The organism is Sphingosinicellaceae bacterium, assembly GCA_019285715.1.
GTDB lineage: Bacteria > Pseudomonadota > Alphaproteobacteria > Sphingomonadales > Sphingomonadaceae > Glacieibacterium.
The window spans coordinates 2,569,314-2,582,999 of the sequence record CP079108.1; the positions used below are offsets into that span (position 1 = coordinate 2,569,314).

Below are 13,686 nucleotides of genomic sequence, written 5' to 3' on the forward strand. Positions count from 1 at the left end.
GGGCAGAGTTCCATGACAGATCCGCGACAGCCGTCGCCTCAGACGTTCTCCGCGCTGTCGCCGCCAGTGACCTCGAATGCCGCGCCAGTCGCCATCGCCGAGGCGTCGGACGCAAGAAACACCGCCATCGGGGAGATGTCCTCGGGACGCAACCACGCGACGCGGAGCGGCACCCGCGGCGCACGGTTGTTCCAGGTCTCCGCCTCGGTCGGTTTCTTGGGCGGATTCTCCTGCGTTTCGCCGATGACGTGGCTCCACCGCTCAGGGTAGCGGGTCAGCGCGGTGTCGACGAGGCCGGGCAGGATGCAGTTGACCGTAACGCCGTACTTGCCGAATTCCATCGCCGCCGACTTCATCAGGCCCATGATGCCCCACTTCGATGCCGAATAGCTGCTCGCGCCGGCGGTGCCGTGCTTGCCCTGCAGCGACGACACCAGGATCATCCGCCCCGACTTCTGTGCCACCAGCTTCGGCGCGAAGGCGCGTACCGTGTTGGCGGTGCCGTTCAAATTGTTGTCGATGACGTCGCGCCAGTCGCTGTCCTCCATCTCGAGCAGAGGCTTCCAGCGCTGAATCGCGGCGTTGGCGACGACGATGTCGACTTTCCCGAACTCGCTCTCGGTGCGGTCCGCTGCGCGGCGCAACGCCCCGATGTTGCGGATATCGGCCTCGATCGAAAGCGCCCGGCGGCCAAGCGCCTTCACTTGGCGCTCGGTCTCGGCGAGTTCGCCCGACGTCGCCGGCCGGGCGTTCGAGGCCGGGCTAACCGGCCCGGCAATATCGATCAGGACCACATCTGCGCCGTTCGCCGCAAAGCTCGACCGCGATGGCACGCCCGATGCCGCGCGCCGTTCCGGTGACGACCGCGACCTTGCCCGCCAGCACCGTGTTACGCGACGGCACGATCGGCCCGGCACTGCGCGGGTTCGCCGGGACCTGCGCGGCGGCGGCGCTACCCATCGCGGCCGCAGCAAGCGCGCCCGCGCCGAAGATAACTGCGCGACGATCCGAGCCGGGCAGGCTCACTTACTCTTGTCCAGCTGCGACTTGACGCGGTCGGCCCAGCGCTCGCCGGGATCGCCGCCCCACAACAGCCACGCGACGTAGCCCGGCGACGGGTCGTTGATGTCGCCCCACTTATGGGACTTGGCGTCCTTGTCGACGACGTGGCGCTTGAAATAGCTGCTGATCGCGGTGATGTCGGCGGCCGACACCGGCTTGCGCTCGCTAAGCTGGTGGGCCCGGTTGACCCCAACGTCGGTGCCGCCGCGGTTGAATTTCTCACGCAGCTTGAGGCCCTTGGCGGCCTCGCGCGCTACCCCGGCGGGCGGGGTGAGGTCGATCGGCTTGGGGCGAGCCATCACTTGGCCTTCTTGAGGCCGGAGGGCTTGTGCGCGGCGACGCCGCCGCCCTTGTCTGACTTGACGATGTATTCGGGATTATCCTTCGACGCAGCGACCTTGTGGCCCTTGATCTGCGTTGGGCTGGTGACCTTCTTGACCACCTTGCCGACCGAGTGCCCGCCGCTCGAGTCCCACTCGACCTTGTCGCCGGCTTTCAGGGTTTTCGTCGCCATTGCTCGTCTCCCGCTTATTGGAGCGACAACCGGCTGGCGAAGATAGCGGTTCCGCGTCGGAACGTCGCGCTATCCGACGACGCGGCTCATTGGACGACGCCCTCGGGCTTGTAGCGATTCTCGAGGAACTTGCCCTGGATCAGGAACGCGTCGCGGTCACCGGAGGCGAGGCTTTCCGACGCGCGCGCCAGTTCGCCGTCGACGGTCTTCAGCCCCTCGACCAGCCGCGCCTCGATGCTCGGGCCGCCGTCGGCATCGGGGGCGGTGCGCAGCGACGCCGGCACCTTGGTGTAGCGCTCGACCAGTTCCGGCAGGTGGGTGTTGAGCAGGCGGCTGACGTCCTGCGCCACCGGGTCCATCTCCGGCACCGCGGCGAGTTGCGGCGCGATCTGGTTGAGGTGCGCGGAAATCCGGTCGAGCGTCGGCGCGGCAAGGCGCGGCAGGTCGGCGCGGCGCTGGTCGAGCCACATTTCCGCGCGCTTCGGCAGCTGCGCCGGCGGGGTCTTCTTCAGCATCTCGGGCGCGACGTCGGCGTTCCGCAGCGGCAGCGACGCGGCGATCACGAACAGCAGCGGGATCAGCAGCATCGCCAGGAGGAACCCGACCACCCCGATCGGCCCGATGAACAACGAGTAGGCGAGCAAAGCCAGCAGCTCGACCGCGACCGCGATGACACCGCGCCGCATCCGCCGCCCGGCGTTGGTCACGGTGCGCTGGATGCGCCGCGTGGTGACGCCGCGCCCGATGCCGCCCGGTAGCCGGTCGAGGACCTCGTCGAAGCGGCGGATCGCGTTGTCGACCTCGCGTGACATGTCAGCCCTCGAGCGCCGCGAAGGCCGGCGACGCACCGGCCAGTGCCTTGTTCTGCGCACCCTCGGCACGCGCGATGTAGCCGCGCGACTTCTCGACCTCGGACGTCAGCACGTTCACCGTGGTCTTCATCGACTCCAGCGCCTGGCCCTTGAACGTGTCGATCGCGTCCATGGTCTGGTAGATGTTCTGGAACGCCCGCTGCAGCGTCGCGATCGGGATCGTCGAGGACGCCGCCTGCTGGTGGATAACCGCGGTCTGGGTCTTGAGCAGCTCGCCGGTCGAATCGATCATGCCGGCGGTGGTCGTGTTGAGCGCGGTGATCTGCTCCAGCACCAATTTCTGCGCGGTCAGCGCCTGCGCGACGGTGACGGCGGTGCGCAAAGCGGCGACGGTCGTCGTCGAGGCACGGTCGACGCCCTTGACCAACTCGACGTTGTTCTTCTTGACGAGGTCGAGCGCAAGGTAGCCCTGCACGCTGACCGCCATCTGGGTCAGCAGATCGGTGGTGCGCTGGCGGATGTAGAACAGCGCGCTCTCGCGGATCGCCTTGGCCTTAGCCGGTTCGCTGTAGTCAAGCTCGGCGGCCTTGGCCTCGAGCCGCGAGTCCAGCGTCTTGGAGACGTGGATCATCTGCTCGAGCTTGCCCATGGTCTTCCACAGGTTGGCGCGCTCCAGGTCGACGGCGGCGTTGTCGTGGAGAAGCTCGTCCTTGCCGCTGGCGAGGCGCGACAGGATCGCGCTGATGTTCGACTGCGCCGACTTGTAGCTGTCGAAATACCCGCGCAGCTTGTTGCCGCCGAACGGGATCAACCCGAACAGCTTCTTGCGCGACAGGAGATTGCCGCGCTTGCCGGGGTCGAGGTCCTCGATGGTGGCGCGCAGCTCGGTCAGGTTCGCGCCGATGCCGGTGTCACGGTCCATGGCACGGACCGGGCGGTCGAGGAAGCGGTTCGACTGGCCGGCGGCCTCGGCGATCTCGCGCGCGCCGAGGTTGGTCAACTGGTCGACCTTGGCGCCGAACGCGGGCGACGCGGCGTCCTCGGCGACCAGCTCGGCGATGAACTTGTCGACGTTGGCGTCCAGTTTGGTCCGCGTGCCGTCGTCGACCGGGACCAGCCCCGACGACGCCTCGGGCGCGATCGCCGCGATCGGCGACGGCGGGGTCAGCGTGATCGCCGGCTCCGCGCTCAGCGTCGGGGCGGCAGTCGGTGTCGGGGCCTGGGTGGCCATAAGGCGAAGCTCCGGTAGTTGCTTAGGCGAGGGTTAGCAGATCGGGACGCGGCGCTCTACTGTGTTGCGAGGGTATGTCGGTGGGGGTGGCGGGAGTTCAAGGGGCGCGGGCTTCGCCGCCCACCCGCCTTCTTGTCATCCCGGCGAACGCCGGGACCCAGCTTCTCCACGCTCACCGAGCCTGGGACAAAGCTGGGTCCCGGCGTTCGCCGGGATGACAATGTGGGGGCGGGCCCGCATAGTCCTACTATGGACACTCCCGCCGCCGACCCCCGCGACCTGCCCTTCGGGACGCTGCCCGACCTCGTCCGCGGCCACGCCGCCGCCGAGCCTGGGCGAATCGCCTTTATCGTCGGTGACGAGCGCATCGACTACGGCGCGTTCGATGCACTGATGGACCGCGTCGCGGCCCGGCTGCAGGCGTTCAACATCGCGCCGGGCGAGCGCATAGCGGTCTGTGCCGGGACGTCCATCCCCTATGCCGCGGTTTTTCTCGGAGCCCTTCGCGCCGGCGTCTGCGTCGCGCCGATCGCACCGTCATCGACCCCGCAGCAGATCGCCGCGATGGTCGCGGACAGCGGCGGTCAGGTGTTCTTCAGCGACGGCCCCGTCCTCGCGACGCTGGCGGACGAGACCATCGCGGTGCCCGTCGTCCGCCTCGACCGCCCCGACGAGTTCGAAGCTTGGCTCGGCGATGCGCGCTTCGCCCCCGTCGAGATCGCGCCGACGACGCCGTTCAACATTATCTATTCGAGCGGTACCACCGGCACGCCCAAGGGCATCGTCCACAGCCACGCGATGCGCTGGGGCCATATCGCGGCGGGGGCCAAGCTCGACTACGGCCCGCGCTCGGTGACGTTGCTGTCGACGCCCCTGTACTCGAACACCACGATGGCGAGCTTCCTGCCCGCGGTCGGCGGCGGCAGTACGATCGTGCTGATGCCCAAGTTCGACGCGCTCGAGTATCTCCGCCTCGCCGAGCGGGTCCGCATGACCCACACCATGCTGGTCCCGGTCCAGTACCGCCGCGTCATGGCGCTGCCCGAGTTCGACAGCTTCGACCTGTCGAGCACGGTCATGAAGTTCGCCACCTCGGCGCCCTTCCCGGCTGTGCTCAAGGCGGACGTGCTGGCACGCTGGCCGGGGGGGCTGGTCGAGTATTTCGGCATGACCGAGGGCGGCGGCACCTGCGTGCTGGTCGCGCACAACTTCCCCGACAAGCTGCATACCGTCGGGCGGCCAGCACCCGGCCACGACATGCGGGTGCTCGGCGACGACGGCACCGAGCTTCCGCCCGGCGAGGTCGGCGAGATCGTCGGGCACTCGGCGGCGACGATGCTCGGCTACCACGGCCAGCCCGGCAAGACCCGCGAGGCCCAGTGGGTCGCCCCCGACGGCCGCGTCTTCATGCGTACCGGCGACGTCGGTCGCTTCGACGAGGACGGCTTCCTGACTCTCATGGACCGCAAGAAGGACATGATCATCTCGGGCGGCTTCAACATCTACCCGAGCGACCTCGAGGCCGTGCTCGCCGAACACCCCGACGTTGTCGAGGCGGCGGTGGTCGGCGTGCCGTCGGACACGTGGGGCGAAACCCCGGTGGCATTCGTAGCGCTGCGCGGCGGCGACGGCGCGGCGGTGCGCGAGTGGGTCAACGCCCGGCTTGGAAAGACCCAGCGACTGAGCGCGATCGAGGTCGTCGACGCGCTGCCCCGCAGTGCGATTGGCAAGGTGCTGAAGCGCGAGTTGCGGGATGGCTGGCACGCGACGACCAACGGTTCGTAACGCTAACGTGATGAAGACGTTAACAATTGTCGATTTTGTCCAATCCGCGAGGCGTGATCGAGACTAGGCCAGTAATGAGACGGCTGATCCTGGGAACCGACATGTCGATCCGCGCAATCCTTGCTGCGAGCGTTCTTGTTTCCGGGTTCAGCAGCGCGGCTATGGCCGTGCCGCTGCCGTTCACCTCGCCGCCCTTCACCCAGACCGCGCTTCCCGGAACGACTCTTGACGCCCGCCCGGAGCTTGCCGGCATCGTCCTGGAGGACCGGCTGACCCCTTACCTCGTCACCTCGGGTGGCCAGCAGGCGAGTGGCAGCATACTGGCACGGGTCGTGCGTGAAACCGCCAGCGGCACGCTCGACTTCTATTGGCAGGTCAGGGGCGACGAAATGGGTGCATCGCCCGTCACCATCTTCAGGGTCGACGGTTTCACGACCTATGTCAGCGATGGAGACTGGCGGATCGACAGCAGCGGTAACGAGGGGCCGGAGACCGCCTATAATTTCGGCACTGGCGCCGTCAATTTCGGGTTCGACCGCGGTATCGCCAGTGACGATTATTCTTACCTGTTCTTCCTGCGCACCAGCGCGACCAGCTACGCTGAAACTGGCCGCTACGACATTATTACCGGCGCCGGTTTTAGCGGTCTGTTCTCGACCTTCGCACCATCGACCACGGTGCCCGAACCGGCCCAGTGGGCACTGATGCTGGGCGGGCTGGCGCTGGTTGGCGGTATCGCCCGGCGGCGGCGGGCGGGCAGCACCGCGCTCTACGCCTAGATCTCGACCACGCTGATCCGCATCGCGATCTGCTCGACCGGTCCGCTGGTCGTCAGGAACGCGATGTCGGCGGCGTCGCGACCATGGGCGATGCGGATCAGGCCCGCGACGGGGGCAAGGCCGGTCGGGTCGATCAGCCACCAGCCGTTGCCCAGCCAGACCTCCAGGACCGCGTGGAAGTCGGGTGGATCGAGCGCCAGCGCATAAGCGGCGACAGCGCGGGCCGGGATGCCGGCGGCGCGGCACATTGCGATCGCCAGGTGGCTGAAGTCACGGCACACCCCGGCGCGGTCGACGAAGGTGCGCTCGGCGGTGGTCTCGGCGTTGCTGACGCCGTGGACGTAGTCGACGTGCTCCTGGATCCACGCGATGATCGCCAACACCTTGGCCCCCCCGAAGACCTTGCCGAACTCACGGCCGGTGAATCGCAGGAACTGGTCAGCGGGCGAGAATCGGCTCGGCATCAAGTAGGGCAGGACGTCGGCGGGCAGGTCGCTCCAGGCGTGCTGGATCAAATTCGCGTGGACGTCGACCCGCGGCTCGACGTCGACGACAGCGTGGTAGGCGATCTCGACATCGCCCTGCACGACGCCGCGCAGCAGCCGCCCGTCGGGCAACTCGTCGCTCTTGAGCTTGTGGAACGGCGTCACCGTCAGCCCCTCGCTAACCAATGTCTGCCCCGGCGCGTGCGCGACCTGGACCTTGGCCATGATCTCGGTCGGCATCGCGAAGCGGTTCGCAAGGTGCGATTGGGCGAGCAGGCGCATCGGCATCCTTCGGGTCGAGGCAGAGCGCCCGCTACGGACTATCGGGCAGTAGCGCCAGCAGAGCGAAGCTCGCCAGCCAATGTTCCCCCATATAGTCGCCAGCGACGTGGGGCATCGCGGCGGCGAGGTGGCGCTCGGCGGCACCGTGGACGATATGCCCGAGCGGCAGCCCCCGCCCGAGCGCGCGCCAGCTCCACGCGCGGCTGAGATTGAGCCCGTCGAGGTGCGCGATCTTGCCGTCGCTGCGGTCGCTGACATGGGCGGGCTCGAACAGCACCGCCGGCTCGCCGTCGTTGAGGCGCGGCAGCAGTTCGGCGAACCACGGCTCGAATTCGCCGGGCGGGAGCAGTCGCTGCATGCAGTGCGCCTCGGTCAGCAGCGGCGACAGGAAGGCATCGCCGTCCGGTTCGTGCGGATCGGCGGCGCGGTCACGACCGTACCAGTCGCGCGCCTTCGCGGACAATGCGAGGGCAAGATCGGCGTGATACTCGGACGCCCAGGCATGGGCGTGGATCAGCGCGAACGCGGTGTTGCCGTGCGCACCGCTGCGGATCGGGTAAGTGGCGCGCGGTAGCCAGTCGGCGAACCGAACCGCAAACGCCGCTGCCAGCGGGTCGAGCGCGCGGGCCCACGGCTGGTGATGGCGCGCCGCCTCGGCATGGAGGGTCAGCAGCCAGGCCCAGCCATAGGGCCGCTCGAACCCCGCCGCGCCGGGTCGCGCCAGATACGTTAGCTCGCCCTCGATGTTCTCTCGGGTGAAGGTCGCGATGGCGAGGTCGCGGACGCGCGCCGCCTCCGGCAGGCCGGGGTACAACCGCGCCAGCGTCAGCAGGGTCCACCAGCCGTGGACGCAGCTGTGCCAGTCGAAGCTACCGAAAAACACCGGGTGGAGGTCGCGTGGCGTGCGCGCATCGCCATCCTCGGCGAGCACGTGGTCGAGCTTGTGCGGGTACTCGCGCGCGACGTGGCCGAGCGCGATGCGCATGAAGCGCGCCGCCATTACCGAAGTCAGCTTCACCGGAACGCCAGGAAGTACATCAGCGCGGTGTTGACCACGAGCAGCGGCAGCGCGGTCGGAGCCTGCGCCCGGATCACCCCCATGCGGTCGTCGAGGTCGAGCAAGGTCGCGGGCACGATGTTGTAGTTCGCCGCCATCGGCGTCAGCAGCGTGCCGCAAAATCCCGACAGCATGCCGATGGCACAGATCACCGCCGGGTCGCCGTGCTGCTGGTGGATCAGCAACGGCAGTGCGACCGCCGCGGTCATCACCGGGAATGCCGCGAAGGCGTTGCCCATGATCATCGTGAACAACGCCATGCCGCCGGTGTAGGCGAGGACAGCGGCCAGCCGACTGGCATCGGGGATGACCGCGCTCGCGCCCTGCCCGACCAGCGCGCCTACGCCCGCGACGGCGAATACCGCACCGAGGCTGGCAAGCAACTGCGGCAGCACGCACGCCCAGCCGACCGCGTCGATCAGCCGGCGGCCTTCCTGCAGCGGCGCGAGCAGCGGCGGCCGCAGCCACGCCCCGATTGCGACAAGGGCGATCATCACTCCCGCGGCGAGCGCGATCAGGGTCACCTGCTTGGGGTCGACGAGGCCTGAATCCTTGAGCAACAGCGTCCCGAGCAGGGCCGCGGCGGGGACGATCAGCGCGGGCAGGAACAACCGGTTACCGAGGCGCGCGGCGGTAGCGGTGCGTTCGGCAGGCGTGGTCGTCGCCGGGTCGCTGCGCCTGAGCCCGCCGCCCAGGCCGACCAGGCCAAGCACCAACACGCCATTGCCCGCATCGCCGAGGCGGTCGCCCGCGAGGAAGCTCAGCGCGATCAGCCCGTGGAAGCCGGCATTGAGGGGCCGCTTGTCGAACAGGCCGAGGACCGCGAACGCCGCGAACATCAGGCCCGCAAGAATGTAGGCGAAGGTCAGCGTGATCATGCGGCAGCAGCCCGACGCCGCAGCGTCCGATCCAGCCACAGCAGCCGCCCGCCGTGGATCAGCAGCGCCGCCACCGCCGTCGGGATCGCCCACACCGACAACGCCAGCGGGGCGAGCACGATGCCGTTCGCCTCGAGGAAGGCCTTGATCAGCAGGATCGAGGCGATGGCGAGGAAGATGTCCTCACCGAAGAAGACCCCGATGTTGTCGGTCGCCGCCGCCAGCGCCTTGATACGCTGCCGCCCGGGCTCGTCGCTGACGCCCTGTTGCGCCGCCGCCGCCTCCGCCATCGGAGCGACCAGCGGACGGACGGTCTGCGCATGGCCGGCGATCGCGATCAGGCCGAGTGCCGCGGTGATCTGCCGGAACACCATGTAGACCAGCAGCAGCCGACCCACCGTGGCGCCGCGGATGCCCTCGATCAGGGTTCGCGCCCGCTCCTGCAGCCCGGACCGCTCGAGCAGCCCGATCACTGGCAGCACGACCCACACGAGGGTGACGTAGCGGTTGTCGTTGAACGCCTTGCCGAAGGCGGCCAGCACCGCCAACGGCGACATCCCCGCCCCGAGCCCGCTCGCCGCCGCCGCCAGCGCAACCACCAGCAAAGGGTTCGCCCGTAGCGCGAAGCCCGCGACAATCACCGCAATGCCCGACAACGCCAGCAAACTCGAACCCCTGAACTGCCCTCCGCTCGACCATACAGCGCGCGTTCAGCGCGACAACTGCGGGATGTGGGCGTACCGACACGTACAGTGCGGATTGGAGTTACGGCGATGAGATTGACGACCCTGGCCTCTGCCGTCGCCCTGATCGTTTCGACCGGGATTACCGCGACCAGCGCCACCGCGGCCGCCGAAGCCCCCCGCCGAACGACGACCACGACGGTCTATGGCGACGACGCGTGCCCCACGGCGACCAACGGCGACATCATCGTCTGCGGCCGCCTGCCCGAAGACGAGCGCTACCGCATCCCCAAAAAAATTCGCGAAGCCCAGGCCAAGAAGAAGGAGCGCGTCGAGCAGAACTGGGCGAGCCGCAACGCCACCCTCGACGACCTCGCACGCGCCGAACGTCCGAACAGCTGCTCCGTCGTCGGCCTCGGTGGCCAGACCGGCTGCAGCGAGGCGATGCTCAGGCAGTGGGCGGATGAACGCCGCGCCGAGGGCAAGCAAGTGGGGATACCGTTCTAGGGCCTGCCGTAGCCGCCCCCGCCCGGCGTCTCGATCACGAACACATCCCTCGCCGCGAGTTCGACCGTCGCGGTCGCCCCAAGCTCTTCGACCACCCCGCCCACGCGCTCGACCCGGTTCCGGCCCGGCGCGCCGTCCGCGCCGCCCGCCAGCCCGAACGGCGGCACCAGCCGGCGGTTCGACAGGATACCCGCGGTCAGCGGCTCAAGCGCGCGGACGTGGCGGACGACGCCGTCGCCGCCCTGGCGCGCCCCTGCCCCGCCCGACCCGGCGCGCACGGCGAAGCTCTCGACGCGAACGGGGAACCGGGCCTCGAGCACTTCGGGATCGGTCAGGCGGCTGTTGGTCATATGGGTCTGCACCGCGCTCGCTCCGTCGAAGCCCGGGCCCGCCCCGGCACCGCCCGCGACGGTCTCGTAATACTGGCGCGTAGCATCGCCAAAGGTGAAGTTGTTCATCGTGCCCTGGCTCGCGGCGCAGGCCCCGAGCGCGCCGAACAGACCGTCGGTGACGACCTGGCTGGTTTCGACATTGCCCGCGACCACCGCTGCGTCGCGACCCGGGCTGAGCATCGAGCCTTCGGGGATGATCAATGTCACCGGCCTCAGGCAGCCGTCGTTCAAGGGGATGTCGTCGCCGACGAGGCAGCGGAAAGCATAGAGCACCGCCGCCCGTGTCACCGAGCGCGGCGCGTTGAAATTGTCGTCGCGCTGGCCGGACGTGCCGGTGAAGTCGACCGTCGCGGCACGCGTCTCGCGGTCGATGCGGACCGCGACCCGGACGACCGCCCCATTGTCCATCGGGTAGGCGAAGTCGCCGTCGTCGAGCCGGTCGATGACGCGGCGAACGGCGGCTTCGGCGTTGTCGAGGACATGCGCCATGTACGCATCGATCGTCGCGCGGCCATGCTCGGCGACGGCGGCGGCGAGCTCAGCGGCACCGCGCGCACACGCCGCCACCTGCGCCTTCAGGTCGCCGATGTTCTGGTCAGGATTGCGTGCCGGGTGGGAGCCTTCGCCAAGGCGGGCGCGAATATCCGCCTCGCGGAACACGCCACAGTCGACCAGCCGGACGGTGTCGAACAGCACGCCCTCGTCGGCGAGGCAGCGGCTGCCCGGCGGCATCGAGCCCGGCGTGATGCCGCCGACGTCGGCATGGTGGCCGCGTGCCGCGACGAACCACGCCGGACTAGTTTCATCGCCATCGAACACCGGCATGACAACAGTAATATCAGGTAGATGCGTGCCACCGTTGAAGGGGGCATTGAGCATCCATACGTCGCCGCGCCGAAGGGTGCCGGCACCGTCGACGACGGCGCGGATGCTGTCGCCCATCGAACCGAGATGGACCGGCATGTGCGGCGCGTTGGCGATCAACTGACCACGCGCATCGAATAGCGCGCACGAGAAATCGAGGCGTTCCTTGATGTTCACCGAGTAAGCCGTGGTCTGAAGCGCTACCCCCATCTCCTCTGCCAAGCCCATGAAACGGTTAGCGAACAGCTCGAGGCGAATAGGGTCGACGACCGCGTCTGCAGAAACGGCCGGCGCGACACCTTGGCCCAGGGACAGCACGAGGTTGCCGAGCGAATCGACCTCGACCCGCCAGCCCGGCTCGACGACGGTGGTGCCGCTCGCGTCAACGATGATTGCCGGTCCGCTGGCGACAAACCTAGCGGGCAGCGAGGCGCGGTCGAACACCGGGCCGAAACTCGCCTGCCCGAGGATGCGGGGCGGACCTTCGGGCACGTCGAGCGTGGCCGCCGACCCCAGTGTCTCGCCCACCGCCTCGACGGTCAGTGTTTCGATCACCAGGCCAGCCTCGGCGACGAAGCTGAAGCGCGCGCGGTGGGCGTCAGCGAAGGCCACTCGCATCGCCTCAGGAAGTCCGAGCGGCACCTCGATTGCGCTGTCCGTGCCAGCGTACTTGATCCCGGCGCGTGCCTCGATCCGGACGGCACGCAGGGGCACGCCTTGTGCATCAAGCTCGGCACGCGCGACTTCCTCCAGCCGTTCAACGACGGCGTCCAACCCATTGCAATCAAGCACTGCCTCGATGCTCGCGACCCGCACCGCGCGCACTGCGGCTGCGCCGATCCCGTACGCCGACAGGACGCCGGCGAGCGGGTGGATCAGGATGCGGGTCATGCCGAGCGCCGCCGCGACCCGGCAGGCGTGCTGTCCGCCCGCACCACCGAAGCAGGCGAGGACGTGGGTCGCGATGTCGTGCCCCCTGGCGACCGAGATGCGGCGGATCGCACGCGCCATGTGCTCGACGGCGATGGCGAGAAAGCCCTCCGCCAGTGCCTCGGGAGCGAGGCCGGTGCTCGCCGCGAGCATGTCGAACCCGGTGCGAACCGCAGCGACGTCGAGCGGCTGGCGACCGTCGGACCCGAACAGTGCCGGGAAATAATCAGGGCTGAGCCGCCCCAGCAGGACGTTGCAGTCAGTGACCGTCAGCGGCCCGCCGTTGCCATAGGCCGCCGGTCCCGGCACCGCGCCCGCCGACTCCGGGCCGACGCGCAGGCGCTCGCCATCCAAGCAGCAGATCGAGCCGCCGCCGGCTGCCACCGTGTGGATCGCCAGCATCGGGGCGCGCAGGCGGACGCCCGCCACCTCGGTCTCATGGGTGCGCTCGAAGTGCCCGGAGTAGTGCGAGACATCGGTCGAGGTGCCGCCCATGTCGAAGCCGATCAGCCGGTCGTAGCCCGCGGCGCGCCCGGTCTCGACCATGCCGATGATACCGCCAGCCGGTCCCGACAGGACGGCGTCCTTGCCGCGAAAGCCCGCGGCTCCGGTCAGCCCGCCGTTCGACTGCATGAACAGCAACGGCACATCGCCGAGTTCGCGCGCAACGCCCTCGACGTAGCGGCGCAGCACCGGCGACAAATAGGCGTCGGCGACGGCAGTGTCCCCACGCGGCACGAGCTTGACCAGCGGCGCGACCTCGTGGCTGACCGAGACTTGGGTGAACCCCGCCTCGCGCGCCAGTTCGGCCAATTGCGCCTCGTGTCCGGTGAAGCGCCACCCGTGCATCAGGACGATGGCGACGGCCTCGCAACCGGCGGCGCGGGCGGCGCGCAGCCCTGCCAATGCGGCGGCCTCGTCGAGGGAGCGGACGACCTCACCGCCCTCACCCATCCGCTCGTCGATCTCGACGACATGCTCGTACAGCGGCGTGGGCAACCGGATATCGAGGTCGAACAGCCGGGGCCGGGCCTGGTGTCCGATCCGCAGAGCGTCGCCGAAGCCGCGGGTGATCGCCAGCGCGGTCGGCGCGCCTTGCCGCTCGAGCAGCGCATTGGTCGCGACCGTCGTGCCCATCCGCACGCCCGCAACGAGGCCGGGCGGCAGCGGGGCACCTTCGGCGAGGCCGAGGACAGCACGGATGCCCGCCACCGCGGCGTCCCCCGCACCGCCCGGCGAATTCGACAGCAATTTGTGGGTGACCAGGCGTCCGTCAGGGCGGCGCGCGACGATGTCGGTAAAGGTGCCGCCGCGGTCGATCCAGAACTCCCAGCCGGTCGCAAGCGTGTCAGGCATGCGGCCGACCATGATTGCGGGGTTGCGGCTTGGCAAGCTTGGCCGGTAGGGCGGGCGGATATTATGTCT

General features: G+C 68.9%; 12 protein-coding genes and 1 pseudogene. 3 read left to right on the forward strand and 10 right to left on the reverse strand.

Features of this window, described 5'->3' with window-relative positions; genetic code table 11:
* Nucleotides 1-38 precede the first annotated feature (38 nt).
* The 5 genes and pseudogenes from KX816_12040 to KX816_12060 all read right to left on the reverse strand — a co-directional run bounded on the left by KX816_12040 (nt 39) and on the right by KX816_12060 (nt 3,619).
* Nucleotides 39-960: pseudogene (locus KX816_12040) on the reverse strand (SDR family oxidoreductase).
* Nucleotides 961-1,022: 62 nt separating this feature from the next.
* Nucleotides 1,023-1,361, reverse strand: a complete 339-nt coding sequence (locus KX816_12045; GenBank protein QXQ05018.1) for a hypothetical protein — start codon at nt 1,359-1,361, stop codon at nt 1,023-1,025.
* Nucleotides 1,361-1,576: a DUF2945 domain-containing protein gene (locus KX816_12050; protein ID QXQ05019.1), complete on the reverse strand. Its 216-nt coding sequence runs from the start codon at nt 1,574-1,576 to the stop codon at nt 1,361-1,363. The genes KX816_12045 and KX816_12050 overlap by 1 nt, the downstream gene beginning before the upstream one ends.
* Before the next feature lie 86 nt (nt 1,577-1,662).
* Nucleotides 1,663-2,388, reverse strand: a complete 726-nt coding sequence (locus KX816_12055; GenBank protein QXQ05020.1) for a hypothetical protein — start codon at nt 2,386-2,388, stop codon at nt 1,663-1,665.
* Nucleotide 2,389: 1 nt separating this feature from the next.
* Nucleotides 2,390-3,619, reverse strand: a complete 1,230-nt coding sequence (locus KX816_12060) for a toxic anion resistance protein (protein QXQ05021.1) — start codon at nt 3,617-3,619, stop codon at nt 2,390-2,392.
* A 249-nt stretch (nt 3,620-3,868) separates the two neighbouring features.
* Between KX816_12060 and KX816_12065 the strand changes: the two genes are divergently transcribed.
* Both KX816_12065 and KX816_12070 read left to right on the forward strand, forming a co-directional pair.
* Nucleotides 3,869-5,404: an acyl--CoA ligase gene (locus KX816_12065; GenBank protein QXQ05022.1), complete on the forward strand. Its 1,536-nt coding sequence runs from the start codon at nt 3,869-3,871 to the stop codon at nt 5,402-5,404.
* A 74-nt stretch (nt 5,405-5,478) separates the two neighbouring features.
* On the forward strand, nt 5,479-6,183 hold the full coding sequence (locus tag KX816_12070; GenBank protein ID QXQ05023.1) for a PEPxxWA-CTERM sorting domain-containing protein: 705 nt from the start codon (nt 5,479-5,481) through the stop codon (nt 6,181-6,183).
* On the opposite strand, the gene KX816_12075 is transcribed toward KX816_12070, so the two are convergent.
* The 4 genes from KX816_12075 to KX816_12090 are packed head-to-tail and all read right to left on the reverse strand — an operon-like array spanning nt 6,180 to nt 9,550.
* Nucleotides 6,180-6,950 (reverse strand): transglutaminase family protein, encoded by a 771-nt coding sequence (locus KX816_12075; protein ID QXQ05024.1) that lies wholly within the window; start codon nt 6,948-6,950, stop codon nt 6,180-6,182. The genes KX816_12070 and KX816_12075 overlap by 4 nt on opposite strands.
* Nucleotides 6,951-6,981: 31 nt before the next feature.
* Nucleotides 6,982-7,950, reverse strand: a complete 969-nt coding sequence (locus tag KX816_12080; protein QXQ08538.1) for a DUF2891 domain-containing protein — start codon at nt 7,948-7,950, stop codon at nt 6,982-6,984.
* A 14-nt stretch (nt 7,951-7,964) separates the two neighbouring features.
* On the reverse strand, nt 7,965-8,885 hold the full coding sequence (locus KX816_12085) for a DUF979 domain-containing protein (GenBank protein QXQ05025.1): 921 nt from the start codon (nt 8,883-8,885) through the stop codon (nt 7,965-7,967).
* Nucleotides 8,882-9,550 (reverse strand): DUF969 domain-containing protein, encoded by a 669-nt coding sequence (locus KX816_12090; protein ID QXQ05026.1) that lies wholly within the window; start codon nt 9,548-9,550, stop codon nt 8,882-8,884. Before KX816_12090 ends, KX816_12085 begins: the two co-directional genes overlap by 4 nt.
* Nucleotides 9,551-9,658: 108 nt before the next feature.
* Here KX816_12090 and KX816_12095 point away from each other — a divergent pair, with 108 nt between their 5' ends.
* On the forward strand, nt 9,659-10,075 hold the full coding sequence (locus KX816_12095; GenBank protein ID QXQ05027.1) for a hypothetical protein: 417 nt from the start codon (nt 9,659-9,661) through the stop codon (nt 10,073-10,075).
* Here the strand turns inward: KX816_12095 and KX816_12100 are convergent.
* A complete protein-coding gene (locus KX816_12100) occupies nt 10,072-13,617 on the reverse strand; it encodes a hydantoinase B/oxoprolinase family protein (GenBank protein QXQ05028.1) in 3,546 nt (1,181 codons plus the stop codon). The two genes, KX816_12095 and KX816_12100, sit on opposite strands and share 4 nt — an antisense overlap.
* Between the last annotated feature and the right edge of the window lie 69 nt (nt 13,618-13,686).

Coding starts and splice junctions, on each gene's coding strand:
- KX816_12045 (QXQ05018.1), bottom strand. CDS start 1,361: ATGGCTCGCCCCAAGCCGATCGACCTCACCCCGCCCGCCGGGGTAGCG.
- KX816_12050 (QXQ05019.1), bottom strand. CDS start 1,576: ATGGCGACGAAAACCCTGAAAGCCGGCGACAAGGTCGAGTGGGACTCG.
- KX816_12055 (QXQ05020.1), bottom strand. CDS start 2,388: ATGTCACGCGAGGTCGACAACGCGATCCGCCGCTTCGACGAGGTCCTC.
- KX816_12060 (QXQ05021.1), bottom strand. CDS start 3,619: ATGGCCACCCAGGCCCCGACACCGACTGCCGCCCCGACGCTGAGCGCG.
- KX816_12065 (QXQ05022.1), top strand. CDS start 3,869: ATGGACACTCCCGCCGCCGACCCCCGCGACCTGCCCTTCGGGACGCTG.
- KX816_12070 (QXQ05023.1), top strand. CDS start 5,479: ATGAGACGGCTGATCCTGGGAACCGACATGTCGATCCGCGCAATCCTT.
- KX816_12075 (QXQ05024.1), bottom strand. CDS start 6,950: ATGCGCCTGCTCGCCCAATCGCACCTTGCGAACCGCTTCGCGATGCCG.
- KX816_12080 (QXQ08538.1), bottom strand. CDS start 7,950: ATGGCGGCGCGCTTCATGCGCATCGCGCTCGGCCACGTCGCGCGCGAG.
- KX816_12085 (QXQ05025.1), bottom strand. CDS start 8,885: ATGATCACGCTGACCTTCGCCTACATTCTTGCGGGCCTGATGTTCGCG.
- KX816_12095 (QXQ05027.1), top strand. CDS start 9,659: ATGAGATTGACGACCCTGGCCTCTGCCGTCGCCCTGATCGTTTCGACC.
- KX816_12100 (QXQ05028.1), bottom strand. CDS start 13,617: ATGCCTGACACGCTTGCGACCGGCTGGGAGTTCTGGATCGACCGCGGC.